This is a genomic window from Streptomyces sp. NBC_01276 (genome assembly GCF_041435355.1).
Taxonomy (GTDB): domain Bacteria; phylum Actinomycetota; class Actinomycetes; order Streptomycetales; family Streptomycetaceae; genus Streptomyces.
The window spans coordinates 5,611,272-5,624,844 of record NZ_CP108442.1; the positions used below are offsets into that span (position 1 = coordinate 5,611,272).

The following is a 13,573-nucleotide window of genomic DNA, read 5'->3' on the forward strand; positions in this document are numbered from 1 at the left end:
GAGAATGGCCGGCGCGATGCGCAAGATGGCGGTCTACCTCGGCCTCGTGGAGGACGACCGGTACGACAACCCGGGGTACGACCCCGATGACGAGTTCGAGCCCGAGCCGGAGCCGGAGCGCGCGCGGGACCGGGATCGCCGACAGCAGCCCGTGCACCAATCGCCCGTAACGGACGAACCGGTACGAGCCGTACAGCCTCCGGCGCAGCGGGAACCCCTCCCAATTCCGTCAGAAAACGGACGTCCCGCGCGAATTGCCCCCGTGGCATCCATCACACCTGACCGCACCAACCTGGAGAAGAACGCCCCCGTGATCATGCCCAAGGTCGTCTCCGAGCGGGAGCCGTACCGCATCACGACGCTGCACCCCCGGACCTACAACGAGGCCCGTACCATCGGGGAACACTTCCGTGAGGGCACTCCGGTGATCATGAATCTCACGGAGATGGACGACACGGACGCGAAGCGTCTCGTCGACTTCGCCGCCGGCCTCGTCTTCGGTCTGCACGGCAGTATTGAACGCGTGACACAGAAGGTGTTCCTGCTGTCGCCTGCTAACGTCGATGTCACGGCGGAGGACAAGGCCCGCATCGCGGAGGGCGGGTTCTTCAACCAAAGCTAGACCGATCCGTCAGACACGGGACCGGGAACAGAGCGAGAACGGGGAGAGGGAAGCGCGGGATGGGCGTCGCACTGCAAGTGGTCTACATCGCGCTGATGTGCTTCCTCATCGTGCTGATCTTCCGACTGGTCATGGACTACGTGTTCCAGTTCGCACGTTCATGGACACCCGGCAAGGCGATGGTGGTCGTTCTGGAGGCCACCTACACTGTCACCGATCCACCGCTCAAGCTTCTCCGGCGATTCATCCCGCCGTTGCGTCTCGGGGGCGTGGCACTCGACCTGTCCTTCTTCGTTCTGATGATCATCGTTTACATCCTCATCAGTTTCGTGAGCACCGCTGCGAGAAGCGTGTGAACGATGTGCTTCCCCGCGGGCGCGGGGACAGTCCCGATACGGTCTTGCCGACTGCCGACGACTACGTAGAGGTGAAGAAGACATGCCGCTGACCCCCGAGGACGTGCGGAACAAGCAGTTCACGACCGTCCGCCTCCGAGAAGGCTATGACGAGGACGAGGTCGATGCCTTCCTCGACGAGGTCGAGTCCGAACTGACGCGCCTGCTGCGCGAGAACGAGGACCTGCGCGCCAAGCTGGCCGCCGCGACGCGTGCCGCCGCGCAGAGCCAGCAGCAGCAGCAGAACATGCGCAAGCCGGAGCCCCAGGACCAGCGAGGCCCGGGCGCCCCCGTGCCCGCGGCCATATCCGGCCCGCCGCAGCAGCAGCAGCAGCCGCAGATGGGCCCGCCGCAGCTTCCCGGCGGCCAGCCGCAGCTGCCGGCCGGTCCCGGTGGACACGGTCCGCAGGGTCCGGGCCCGATGGGCGGCCCCATGCAGCAGCAGCAGTCCATGGGTGGCCAGCACCCGATGGCGCCGCAGCAGCAGATGGGCCAGCCCCCCATGCAGCAGCAGTCCATGGGTGGCCAGAACCCGCTCGGCCAGCCGATGGGCCAGCAGATGCAGCCGATGGGGCAGCAGATGCAGCCCATGGGCCAGCCCATGCAGCAGATGCAGCAGCCGCCGCAGCTCCCGCAGCAGGGCCCCGGTGGCGACAGCGCCGCCCGCGTCCTGTCGCTCGCGCAGCAGACCGCCGACCAGGCGATCGCGGAGGCCCGCTCCGAGGCCAACAAGATCGTCGGCGAGGCCCGTTCGCGCGCCGAGGGCCTGGAGCGGGACGCCCGTGCCAAGGCCGACGCGCTGGAGCGGGACGCGCAGGAGAAGCACCGCGTCGCGATGGGCTCCCTGGAGTCCGCCCGCGCCACGCTGGAGCGCAAGGTCGAGGACCTTCGGGGCTTCGAGCGCGAGTACCGTACGCGTCTGAAGTCCTACCTGGAGTCGCAGCTGCGCCAGCTGGAGACCCAGGCCGACGACTCCCTGGCCCCGCCGCGGAACCCGGCCGGTCCGGCGCTGCCGCCGTCGCCTTCGCCGTCGATGGCTCCGGCCGGTGCGATGGGTCACTCGATGGGCAACCCGTCCATGGGCGCTCCGTCCCCCATGGGCGGTCCCTCCCCGATGGGTGGTGGCCCGTCCTACGGCGGCCAGCAGCAGATGTCCCCGGCGATGACGCAGCCGATGGCTCCGGTGCGGCCGGCCGCGCCGCAGCCGATGCAGCAGGCGCCGTCTCCGATGCGGGGCTTCCTGATCGACGAGGACGACAACTAGGCGCCGCCGCTCGTCGTCGGCAGCCTTACGGGCCGGGCCCGGGTTCCTTCTGGAACCCGGGCCCGGCCCGTTTCCGCGTCCCGCCGCCCGTTTCCGCGTTCCGGCGGGCCGGTGCCGGTGCGGGTGCGGGTGCGGGTGGGTGCGGGTGGGTGGCCGCTGCGCGGGGCCGTCCCCTCCCCGCCCTTCCACCGTTCCCCGGGCTCCGCCCGGACGCTTCGGGGGCTCCACCCCCGGACCCCGCGCCTCAAACGCCGGCGGGGCTGGATTTGGCTGGCGTTTGAGGCGCGGGCGCGGAGCGCCGTGGCGGGAGCCGCACCCGGCACGGGTACGGGCCGGGCCCGGATCCTTCAGCCGCGCCGGCGTCTGAGGCGGGAACGGTGGAAGGGCGGGGAGGGGAAAGACAAAGCGGCCCGCACCCCCCCGGAGGGAGAGGCGCGGGCCGCCGGGCCCGGAGTTACGCCTTGCGGAGGCGGAACGTCAGGGACAGGGACTCGTCCGTGAACGGCTCGCCGTACGCCGCGTCCGCCTCGCCGGAGGCGAAGTCCGTGGCGAGGACCTCGTCCGCGATCAGGGCCGCGTGGTCCGTCAGGGCCGTGACGACCTCCGGCTCCGCGGCGGACCACCGCAGGGCGATGCGGTCCGCCACGTCGAGGCCGGAGTTCTTGCGGGCCTCCTGGATCAGGCGGATCGCGTCACGGGCGAGGCCCGCCAGCTTCAGCTCCGGCGTGATCTCCAGGTCCAGGGCGACCGTCGCGCCGGAGTCGGAGGCCACCGACCAGCCCTCGCGCGGGGTCTCCGTGATGATGACCTCCTCCGGGGTGAGCGAGACGGACTCCCCGTTCACCTCGACCTCGGCGGAACCGGACCGCAGGGCCAGCGACAGCGCCGCCGCGTCGGCCGCGGCCACCGCCTTCGCCACGTCCTGCACGCCCTTGCCGAAGCGCTTGCCCAGCGCCCGGAAGTTCGCCTTGGCCGTGGTGTCCACCAGGGAGCCGCCGACCTCGGAGAGGGAGGCCAGGGAGGAGACGTTCAGCTCCTCCGTGATCTGGCTCTGCAGCTCCGGCGAGAGCGCGTCGAAACCGGCCGCGCCGACCAGCGCGCGCGACAGCGGCTGGCGGGTCTTGACCCCGGACTCCGCGCGGGTCGCGCGGCCCAGCTCCACCAGGCGGCGGACCAGCAGCATCTGCCGCGACAGGACCGGGTCGATCGCGGTGGCGTCCGCGACCGGCCAGGTGGACAGGTGCACCGACTCCGGGGCCTCCGGGGTGACCGGGACGATCATGTCCTGCCAGACCCGCTCCGTGATGAAGGGGGTCAGCGGGGCCATCAGGCGGGTGACCGTCTCGACGACCTCGTGCAGGGTGCGCAGGGCGCCCTTGTCGCCCTGCCAGAAGCGGCGGCGCGAGCGGCGCACGTACCAGTTCGAGAGGTCGTCGACGAAGGCGGAGAGGAGCTTGCCGGCGCGCTGGGTGTCGTAGGACTCCATCGCCTCGGTGACCTCGGTGACCAGGGTGTGGAGCTCGGAGAGCAGCCAGCGGTCCAGGACCGTGCGGTCGGCCGGGGCCGGGTCGGCCGCCGAGGGGGCCCAGCCGGAGGTGCGGGCGTACAGGGCCTGGAAGGCGACCGTGTTCCAGTACGTGAGGAGGGTCTTGCGGACGACCTCCTGGATCGTGCCGTGGCCGACGCGACGCGCCGCCCACGGGGAGCCGCCGGCCGCCATGAACCAGCGCACCGCGTCGGCGCCGTGCTGGTCCATGAGCGGGATGGGCTGGAGGATGTTGCCCAGGTGCTTGGACATCTTGCGGCCGTCCTCGGCGAGGATGTGGCCCAGGCAGACCACGTTCTCGTAGGAGGACTTGTCGAAGACGAGGGTGCCGACCGCCATCAGCGTGTAGAACCAGCCGCGGGTCTGGTCGATGGCCTCCGAGATGAACTGCGCCGGGTAGCGCTTCTCGAAGATCTCCTTGTTCTTGTACGGGTAGCCCCACTGTGCGAACGGCATCGAACCCGAGTCGTACCAGGCGTCGATGACCTCGGGGACGCGGACGGCCTCCAGGGAGCAGCCCTCGGCCGTGCAGGTGAAGGTGACGTCGTCGATGTACGGGCGGTGCGGGTCCAGGTTCGAGTGGTCCTGGCCGGAGAGCTCGGACAGCTCGGCGCGGGAGCCGACGCAGGTGAGGTGGTCCTCCTCGCAGCGCCAGATCGGCAGCGGGGTGCCCCAGTAGCGGTTGCGGGACAGCGCCCAGTCGATGTTGTTGTTCAGCCAGTCGCCGAAGCGGCCCTGCTTGACCGAGTCCGGGAACCAGTTCGTCTTCTCGTTCTCCCGCAGCATCGCGTCCTTGACGGCGGTGGTGCGGACGTACCAGGACGGCTGCGCGTAGTAGAGCAGGGCGGTGTGGCAGCGCCAGCAGTGCGGGTAGCTGTGCTCGTAGGCGATGTGCTTGAAGAGCAGGCCGCGCGCGTCGAGGTCGGCGGTGAGCTTCTCGTCGGCCTTCTTGAAGAAGACGCCGCCGACCAGCGGGACCTCTTCCTCGAAGGTGCCGTCGGGGCGGACCGGGTTCACGACGGGCAGGCCGTACGCGCGGCAGACCGCGAGGTCGTCGGCGCCGAAGGCGGGGGACTGGTGGACCAGACCCGTGCCGTCCTCGGTCGTGACGTACTCGGCGTTCACGACGTAGTGGGCGGGCTCCGGGAACTCGACCAGCTCGAAGGGGCGCTGGTACGTCCAGCGCTCCATCTCCTTGCCGGTGAAGGACTCGCCGGTGGCCTCCCAGCCCTCGCCCAGGGACTTCTCCAGCAGCGGCTGGGCGACGACCAGCTTCTCCGGGTCCTCGCCGCCGGTACGGCGGGCGACGACGTAGGTGACCTCGGGGTGCGCGGCCACGGCCGTGTTGGACACCAGGGTCCAGGGGGTCGTCGTCCAGACCAGCAGCGCCGCCTCGCCCGCGAGGGGGCCGGAGGTCAGCGGGAAGCGGACGTAGACCGAGGGGTCCACGACCGTCTCGTAGCCCTGCGCCAGCTCGTGGTCGGAGAGGCCGGTGCCGCAGCGCGGGCACCAGGGGGCGACGCGGTGGTCCTGGGTGAGCAGGCCCTTGTTGAAGATCTCCTTCAGCGACCACCACACGGACTCGACGTACTCGGGGTCCATGGTCCGGTAGGCGTCGTCCAGGTCGACCCAGTAGCCCATGCGGGTCGTGAGCTCGGTGAACGCGTCGGTGTGGCGGGTCACGGACTCGCGGCACTTGGCGTTGAACTCGGCGATGCCGTAGGCCTCGATGTCCTGCTTGCCGTTGAAGCCGAGTTCCTTCTCGACGGCGAGCTCGACGGGCAGGCCGTGGCAGTCCCAGCCGGCCTTGCGGGCCACGTGGTAGCCGCGCATGGTGCGGAACCGGGGGAAGACGTCCTTGAAGACGCGGGCCTCGATGTGGTGCGCGCCGGGCATGCCGTTCGCGGTGGGCGGGCCCTCGTAGAAGACCCACTCGGGGCGTCCCTCGGACTGCTCCAGGGTCTTCGCGAAGGTCTTGCTCTCGCGCCAGAAGTCGAGGACCGCGTGCTCAAGGGCAGGCAGGTCGACCTGGGCGGGTACCGGGCGGTACTGCGGCGGTGTGGTCATGAGGCTGAACTCTTCCTCCGGCGGGGTGTCAGTTCCGTCCGGAGGGACGAGAGCGCTGCAGCTCCCGCGGTACCACCCTCCTTGGCCCCCGGACAGGTCCGGCGGCCCCCTCATTGGGGTGCGAAGCCGGTTCTACTCGCCCCACGGGGATCCGTACGGGCTTTCTTCCGGCGGCTCAGGGGTGATCCTTCACGTCGCGCTCGCCCCCGGGCTCTCACCGTCCCCGGGTCGCTCCTGGCTGCGTCCGACGCTACTCGTCCCCGTCCATGCCTCTCGCTGCGCCCAGTGTAAGGGCCGGGGCCCGGGTCGGCAGACCGGTTATCGCGGCGTCCGCGGGGTGACCCGGACGGGCTGATCGCCCGGTACGGGATCCAGCGGGGCGGGTGGGGCGGATTACCGGGCTTCCCGCTGGGCACAACGGATGCAGGTTGACCTCGATGGACGCGTGCCCCGTTGCCGTGTGGTCGGCGCCGATTTATCGTTCCGGCACGATTCACGAACAAGATCACAGTATGTGAAAAGGGGCCGCGGCCATGGTGGCGAAGAAGACGGCGACGCAGGAGGTGGCTGCTGTGCCAGGCTCCACGCCTGCCGCCAAACGGGCTGCTCCGGCCGAGAAGACGGCGGCGAAGAAGACAACGGCGCCGAAGACCACTACGAAGAAGGCCGCCGCGAAGAAGACCGCGGCGCGGAAGGCCCCGGCGAAGGCGGCCGACGCCACGGCGACGAAGGCGGCCGCGAAGAGCACCACGGGCAAGGCGGCGGCCACCCCGGCCGCGGCCGAGGGGGCGGCCCCGGCCGCGCGGAAGACGGGAGCTCGGAAAGTGGTTGCCAAGAAGACTGCGGGTACGGCCAGGAAGACGGCCGCTGCGGCCACCAGCGGGCTCCCCAAGGCGCGGGCCACGGCGGCGGCCACCACGCCCGGCGAGCTCGCCGTACGCCCCGGCGAGGACCCCTGGACCGAGCAGGAGGTCGAGGAGGCCCGTACGGAACTGGTCTCGGAGATCCTGCGGCTGCGTACCGAGCTCGACGCCTCCGAGGTCGCCATCACGGGCCTGATGCGGGACTCGGGGGACGGCGCGGGCGACGACCAGGCCGACACCGGGACCAAGAACATCACCCGGGAGTCCGAACTGGCCCTCGCCGCGAACGCCACCTCGATGCTGGAGCAGACCGAGCGGGCCCTGGAACGTCTGGAGGCGGGCACGTACGGACTCTGCGAGAACTGCGGGCAGCCCATCGGCAAGGCGCGGATGCAGGCCTTCCCGCGGGCCACCCTGTGCGTGGACTGCAAGCAGAAGCAGGAGCGGAGGCACTAGGCACGAGGTGCGTCCCCTGACGTACTCTCGTGTCTCGTCGGGATCGAGCTAGTCGAGGGACTCACGTGGCAGAGGCGGAGCGCATCATCGGTACGCCGGAGGTCGGGGACGACGCCGAGCCGCAGCCGGGGCCGGACGCACCCAAGGGGCGCCGGCGGATCGCGGCGCTGCTCGTCGTGGCGGTGCTCGCGTACCTGGTCGACCTCGGCAGCAAGATGCTGGTCGTGGCCCGGCTGGAGCACCAGCCCCCGATCCGGGTCCTCGGCGATCTGCTGCAGTTCAACGCGATCCGCAACCCCGGCGCCGCCTTCGGCTTCGGCGAGGCGTTCACGATCATCTTCACCTGCATCGCGGCGACCGTGATCGTGGTGATCGTCCGGCTGGCGCGCAAGCTGTACAGCCTGCCGTGGGCGATCGCCCTCGGTCTGCTGCTGGGCGGCGCGCTGGGCAACCTCACCGACCGGATCTTCCGTTCGCCGGGGGTGTTCCGCGGTGCGGTGGTCGACTTCATCGCCCCCGCCCACTTCGCCGTCTTCAACCTCGCGGACTCGGCGATCGTGTGCGGCGGCATCCTGATCGTCCTGCTGTCCTTCAAGGGCCTGGACCCGGACGGCACCGTCCACAAGGACTGATCGCGCGACTGATCGCGGGCCCGTCGGGGGCCCGCCGTACGCCCGCCGTACGCCCCGTCGCGGGCCGGTCCCGGGCCGATCGCGGGAATGGTCCTCTGCCGAGTCCTGCATACTCGACGGGTGAGTACGATTCCCGAGATCCGCACCCTGCCCGTTCCCGATGGCCTCGAAGGCGAGCGCGTGGACGCCGCCATCGCCCGTATGTTCGGTTTCTCCCGGACGAAGGCGGCCGAGCTGGCGTCGGAGGGGAAGGTCTCGGTCGACGGCAGCGTCGTCGGCAAGTCCGAGCGCGTGCACGGCGGCGCCTGGCTCGAAGTCGAGATGCCCGCCCCGCCGCGCCCGGTCGAGCTCGTCGCCGAGCCCGTACCCGGCATGGAGATCGTCCACGACGACGACGACATCGTCGTGATCATGAAGCCGGTCGGCGTCGCCGCGCACCCGAGCCCCGGCTGGACCGGCACCACCGTCATCGGCGGCCTCGCCGCCGCCGGCTACCGGATCTCCACCTCCGGCGCGTCCGAGCGGCAGGGCATCGTCCACCGCCTCGACGTCGGCACCTCCGGCCTGATGGCCGTCGCCAAGTCCGAGCGCGCGTACACCTCGCTGAAGAACCAGTTCCGCGAGCGGGTCGTCGACAAGCGCTACCACGCGCTGGTGCAGGGCCACCCGGACCCGATGAGCGGCACCATCGACGCGCCGATCGGGCGCCACCCCAGCGCCGACTACAAGTGGGCGGTGACCCAGGACGGCAAGGCCTCCGTCACCCACTACGACCTGATCGAGGCGTTCCGCGCCGCGTCGCTGCTGGACATCAAGCTGGAGACGGGGCGCACGCACCAGATCCGCGTTCACATGTCCGCGCACCGCCACCCCTGCGTCGGCGACCTGACCTACGGTGCCGATCCGACCGTCGCCAAGCGGCTCGGGCTGACCCGGCAGTGGCTGCACGCCGTCCGGCTCGGCTTCGAGCACCCGGCCGACGGGCAGTGGGTGGAGTTCGAGAGCGGCTACCCGGCCGACCTCCAGCACGCGCTGGATGTGATCCGGGCCGAGAGCCAGTGACGTCCGTCTCGGTGCGGGTGGCCTCCTCGGAGGAGGACCTGGCCGCCTGCTACGCGGTGCGGACCGACGTGTTCGTGGTCGAGCAGTCCGTGCCGGAGTCGATCGAGTACGACGCGTACGACGCGGTCGCGGTGCACGTGCTGGCCGTGGGCCCGGACGGCGCGGCCCTGGGCACCGGACGCCTGCTGCACGGCCCCGAGGCCCTCGGCAAGACCGGCTCGCCCGAGGTCGGCTCGCTGGGGCGCCTCGCCGTACGGAAGTCCGCGCGCGGACTGGGCGTCGGGGTCGCGCTGGTCCGGGCGATCGAGGCGGAGGCGGCCGGGCTGGGACTGACGGCGGTCGACCTCGGCGCGCAGACGCACGCGATGGGCTTCTACGAGCGGCTCGGCTACGGGGCCTACGGGCCGGAGTTCCAGGACGCGGGCATCCCGCACCGCTCGATGCGGCGCACCCTGCCGTAGCCCTGCCGGGCCCGACCGGGGGACCCCCGCGCTTCGAACGCCGGCGGGGCTGGATTGCGCGGAGCGCAATTCCAGCCCCGCCGGCGTTTGAGGCGCGGGCGCGGAGCGCCGTGCCGTGACCCGCGCCCGCGGGACCCGGCACGCGACCGGGCCCAGGGGCCCGCGCCCGTGCGGGGCCGGGGGCGGGCCGGGGCCGACACGCCGGTGGGGTGGCCCCCGACCCTCGTGGCCCAGCGGCGGCGGCCTGGCAGGGTGGGGGAGTGGATCAGCTTGCTCTGCTGTTCGTGCTGCTGCTCGGGGCCGTCGTCACCGTTCCGCTCGGGGACCGGCTGGGGCTGCCCGCGCCCGTGCTGATGACCATCGCCGGGGTGGTGCTGGCACTGGTGCCCGCCGTGCCGAACGTCGACATCCCGCCCGAGTACATCCTGCCGCTCCTTCTGCCCCCGCTGCTGTACGCCTCCGCGCAGCGCACCTCCTGGCGCCAGTTCGCGGCCAACGTACGGCCGATCCTGCTGCTGGCCGTGGCCCTGGTCTTCGTGACCACCGCCGCCGTCGCGGCCGTCGCGCACGCCGTCGTGCCGGGGCTGCCCGTCGCCGCCGCCGTCGCGCTCGGCGCGCTCATCGCCCCTCCCGACCCCGTCGCGGCCACCGCCGTCGCCGGATCGCTCGGACTGCCCCGCAGGATGGTGTCGATCCTGGAGGGGGAGGGGCTGTTCAACGACGTCACCGCCATCGTGCTCTACCACGTCGCCGTCGCCGCCGTCGTCAGCGGCAGCTTCTCGTGGCCCGACGCGCTCGGGGAGTTCGTGCTGTCCGCGGTCGTCGCGGTGGCCGTGGGGCTCGGGCTCGGCTGGGTGACGCAGTGGATGATGGGCCGGCTCGGGGACGCCACGCTCCAGATCGGGCTGACGCTGCTCGTGCCGTTCGTCGCGTACGTGGTGGCGGAGGAACTCCAGGGCTCGGGGGTGCTGGCCGTGCTGACGACCGCCCTGTTCCTCGCCGAGTTCGCCTCGGACGCCGACGACGTGCTGGGGCGGCTGGCCGGGCACACCTTCTGGGAGATCGTCGACACGCTGGTCACCGGCGTGGCGTTCGGACTGATCGGGCTGGAGCTGCACAACGTCTTCGGCGTCGCGAAGGGCCGGGCCTGGGAGATGGTCGGCTGGGCGGCGGTCGTGATCGTGGTGGTCGTCGCCGTACGGCTGGTCTGGCTGCTGCCGGCGGGCTGGCTGGCGAAGAAGCTGCACCGCCGGCGCGACTACGACGAGGAGATCCCGCTGAGCTGGCGGGAGAGCGTGGTGATGTGGTGGGCCGGGATGCGCGGGGTGGCCTCGGTGGCGCTGGCCCTGGCCATCCCCCTGCGCACGGGCGCCGGGGAGCCCTTCCCAGGCCGGGACGAGATCGTGTTCATCGCCTTCGCGGTGATCATGGTGACCCTGGTGTGCCAGGGGCTGACGCTGCCCTGGCTGGTGCGGCGGCTGGGGGTGGAGGCGGACGCCGACGCCGAGCGCGAGGGCCGGCGGCGGCTGGCGCTGCGCGCGGCGAAGGCGGCGAAGCGGCGGCTGAAGGAGATCGAGGAGGTCGAGGACCTGCCCGAGGACCTGGTGGAGACGCTGTACCGGCGCGCGTACGACGTCGGGGCCAGGATCAGCCCCGACCTGGTCGACGAGGAGCGGCGGGAGGCGTACGGGAAGCGGGTGGAGCGGATCAGGGACGTGCAGCGGATCCAGCGGGAGATGATGTCCGCCGCCCGGCACGAGGTGCTGGCCGCGCGGAGCGAGCCGGGGGCGGACCCGGAGATCGTGGACCGGGTGCTGCGCCACCTCGACGTGCGCAGCCTGCGGAGTCCGTAGGCGGGGCGGGAGCCGGGTGGTGCCGCCGGCGAACCGGGCCCGCCCCGGCCCCGGTGACGGCCGGGACCGGGGCGGGCGGGACCGGGGCGGGCGGGACCGGGGCGGGCGGGATCCGCAGGAGACGGCCTAGACCTGGTAGCGGTCCGGGGCGAAGAGGTGCAGGTTCGCCGCGATCCAGTCGGAGGTGCGGCGCAGGCCCTCCGTCAGGGAGACCTCCGGCTTCCAGCCGGCCCACGCGCGGGCGCGGGAGTTGTCCGAGAGGAGGCGCTGGACCTCGCTGCCCGAGGGGCGCAGCCGGGACGGGTCCACGACCACCTCGGCGTCCCGGCCCGAGGCCGCGATCAGCGCCTGCGCCAGGTCGCCGACGGATATCTCCTGGCCGGAGCCGAGGTTGACCACCTGGCCCAGCGCCCGGTCGCACTCCGCCACCGCGAGGAAGCCCTCGGCCGTGTCCGTCACGTACGTGAAGTCCCGGGTGGGGGACAGGGAGCCGAGGCGCACCTCACGGGCGCCCGAGTGCAGCTGGGCCAGGATCGTCGGGATCACCGCGCGCGCCGACTGGCGCGGGCCGTAGGTGTTGAAGGGGCGCACCACCGTCACCGGCAGTTCGAAGGCGTGGTGGAAGGAGAGCGCCATCATGTCCGCGCCGATCTTCGAAGCGGAGTACGGGGACTGCGGCTGGAGCGGGTGCTCCTCCGTGATGGGCGCCGTGAGGGCCGTGCCGTAGACCTCGCTCGTGGAGGTGTGGACCAGGCGGCGCACCCCGTGGCGGCGGCAGGCCTCCGCCATGTTCTCCGTACCGGTGACGTTCGTCTGCACGTACGCGCCCGGCGAGGCGTAGCTGTACGGGATCCCGATCAGTGCCGCGAGGTGGAAGACGGTGTCGCACCCGGCCACCGCGTCGCTGACCCGGCCCGCGTCGCGGACGTCGCCCGCCCACATCTCCACCGGGCCGTCGGGGTCGGCGAGGTAGCGGGCCAGGTGGCCCTTCTCGGCGTACGGCTTGTAGTGCACGAAGGCGCGGACCCGGGCGCCCCGCGCCACCAGCAGGTCCACCAGCGTCGAGCCGATGAACCCCTCGGCCCCGGTGACGAGGACGGTGCGGCCGGTCCAGTTCGTGATCATGCGTGCTCCAGGGTGGGAAGGGAGAGGCCGGCCACGCGGAGGACCTCCGTGGCCAGCAGTTCGGCGGCCCGCGCGTGCGGGCCGGGGTCGGCGGCGCCCGCCATCGACGCCAGCCGGGCCGGGTCGGCCAGCAGCGGGCCGATGAGCTCGGCGAGGCGTTCGGCGGTGGCCTCCGCGTCGGACAGCAGCAGCCCCGCGCCCGCGTCGGACAGGACCCGGGCGTTGTGCGTCTGGTGGTCGCCCGGGGCGTGCGGGTAGGGCACGAGCACGGCCGGGACCCCGGTCGCCGCGAGCTCGGCCACCGTCGCGGAGCCCGCCCGGCACACCACCAGGTCGGCGGCCGCGTAGACGAGGTCCATGCGGTCCAGGTACGGCACGGCCCGGGCGATCCGACGGCCGCCGGTCGCGGTGAGGTCCGCCTCCGTGTCGGGCAGCGCCGCCGGGCCCGTCTTGATCAGCAGCTGTACGTCGTCCCGCCCCTGCCAGAGCCCGGCCAGGGCGACGGCCGCCCCGGTGAGGCGTACGGCGCCCAGGCTGCCCCCGTTGAAGACCACCAGCCGTCGCCCAGGGGGGACGCCCAGCGCGAGCCGGGCCTCGGCGCGCAGCTCCGCCCGCCGCGGGCCGGGGAGGTCCGCGAGCCCCGCCAGCGCCGCGGAGATCGGCATGCCGGTGGTCAGCGCCCTCGCCCCGCCCGCCAGGCGGGAGCGGCTGCGGTCGAAGGCCACCGCGACGTGCGGGGTGAGCCGGGCCGCGAACCGGTTGGCCCGGCCGGGCACCGCGTTCGACTCGTGGATCACGGCCGGCAGCCCGGCCAGCCGGGCGCCGAGCACCGCCGGCGCGCTCGGATAGCCGCCCATGCCGACGACCGCGTGCGCGCCCTGCGCCTGGATCACCGCACGGGCCTGGTGGGCCGAGCGCAGCAGCGCGGCGGGCAGCAGGTAGCGCTTCGCGCCCAGCGCAGGGTCGAAGGGGATCATGTCAACGGTGTGCAGGCGGTAGCCGGCGCCCGGTATCAGCTCGGTCTCCAGGCCCCGTTCGGTCCCGACGAACGAGATCACGGCCCGCGGGACGGCCGCGCGCAGCGCCTCGGCGAGGGCGAGCCCCGGGTAGATGTGGCCGCCGGTGCCGCCCGCGCCGATCACGACGGAGAGTGCCGCCGGTGTGTGTCGAGTGGTCATGGACGCACACTCGCGGTGCGTCCTAAGAACGTTCTAAGAGGTTCTCGTC

General features: G+C 72.3%; 12 protein-coding genes. 8 read left to right on the forward strand and 4 right to left on the reverse strand.

Translation table 11 applies throughout. The features are described from left to right. The first annotated feature begins 4 nt into the window (after positions 1-4). From OG295_RS25180 to OG295_RS25190, 3 genes are all read left to right on the forward strand, one after another. Positions 5-622, forward strand: coding sequence for a cell division protein SepF (locus tag OG295_RS25180; protein WP_371678932.1), 618 nt, complete (start codon positions 5-7; stop codon positions 620-622). 59 nt (positions 623-681) lie between these two features. After that, positions 682-978: a YggT family protein gene (locus OG295_RS25185; protein ID WP_030155988.1), complete on the forward strand. Its 297-nt coding sequence runs from the start codon at positions 682-684 to the stop codon at positions 976-978. Positions 979-1,060: 82 nt separating this feature from the next. After that, entirely contained in the window at positions 1,061-2,281 is a 1,221-nt protein-coding gene (locus OG295_RS25190; protein WP_371678933.1) for a DivIVA domain-containing protein, read from the forward strand. A gap of 454 nt (positions 2,282-2,735) precedes the next feature. On the opposite strand, the gene ileS is transcribed toward OG295_RS25190, so the two are convergent. Continuing rightward, a complete protein-coding gene (gene ileS, locus OG295_RS25195) occupies positions 2,736-5,894 on the reverse strand; it encodes an isoleucine--tRNA ligase (RefSeq protein ID WP_371678934.1) in 3,159 nt (1,052 codons plus the stop codon). A 505-nt stretch (positions 5,895-6,399) separates the two neighbouring features. Beyond that, complete coding sequence (locus tag OG295_RS25200) at positions 6,400-6,729, reverse strand: hypothetical protein (RefSeq protein ID WP_371678935.1); 330 nt, start codon at positions 6,727-6,729, stop codon at positions 6,400-6,402. Here OG295_RS25200 and OG295_RS25205 point away from each other — a divergent pair. The 5 genes from OG295_RS25205 to OG295_RS25225 all read left to right on the forward strand — a co-directional run bounded on the left by OG295_RS25205 (position 6,719) and on the right by OG295_RS25225 (position 11,221). Then, positions 6,719-7,213, forward strand: a complete 495-nt coding sequence (locus OG295_RS25205) for a TraR/DksA family transcriptional regulator (protein WP_371678936.1) — start codon at positions 6,719-6,721, stop codon at positions 7,211-7,213. The genes OG295_RS25200 and OG295_RS25205 overlap by 11 nt on opposite strands. A gap of 65 nt (positions 7,214-7,278) precedes the next feature. Continuing rightward, the gene (lspA, locus tag OG295_RS25210; protein WP_371678937.1) at positions 7,279-7,845 is read left to right on the forward strand and encodes a signal peptidase II; all 567 of its coding nucleotides are present in this window, start codon (positions 7,279-7,281) and stop codon (positions 7,843-7,845) included. Positions 7,846-7,965: 120 nt separating this feature from the next. Continuing rightward, positions 7,966-8,907, forward strand: a complete 942-nt coding sequence (locus OG295_RS25215) for an RluA family pseudouridine synthase (RefSeq protein ID WP_266577719.1) — start codon at positions 7,966-7,968, stop codon at positions 8,905-8,907. Then, positions 8,904-9,368, forward strand: coding sequence for a GNAT family N-acetyltransferase (locus tag OG295_RS25220; protein ID WP_371678938.1), 465 nt, complete (start codon positions 8,904-8,906; stop codon positions 9,366-9,368). Before OG295_RS25215 ends, OG295_RS25220 begins: the two co-directional genes overlap by 4 nt. Positions 9,369-9,628: 260 nt before the next feature. Next, positions 9,629-11,221, forward strand: a complete 1,593-nt coding sequence (locus OG295_RS25225; RefSeq protein ID WP_371678939.1) for a Na+/H+ antiporter — start codon at positions 9,629-9,631, stop codon at positions 11,219-11,221. A gap of 126 nt (positions 11,222-11,347) precedes the next feature. Here the strand turns inward: OG295_RS25225 and OG295_RS25230 are convergent, their stop codons facing one another. Next, positions 11,348-12,346, reverse strand: a complete 999-nt coding sequence (locus OG295_RS25230) for an SDR family NAD(P)-dependent oxidoreductase (protein ID WP_371678940.1) — start codon at positions 12,344-12,346, stop codon at positions 11,348-11,350. Continuing rightward, positions 12,343-13,524 (reverse strand): glycosyltransferase, encoded by a 1,182-nt coding sequence (locus OG295_RS25235; protein ID WP_371678941.1) that lies wholly within the window; start codon positions 13,522-13,524, stop codon positions 12,343-12,345. Before OG295_RS25235 ends, OG295_RS25230 begins: the two co-directional genes overlap by 4 nt. Between the last annotated feature and the right edge of the window lie 49 nt (positions 13,525-13,573).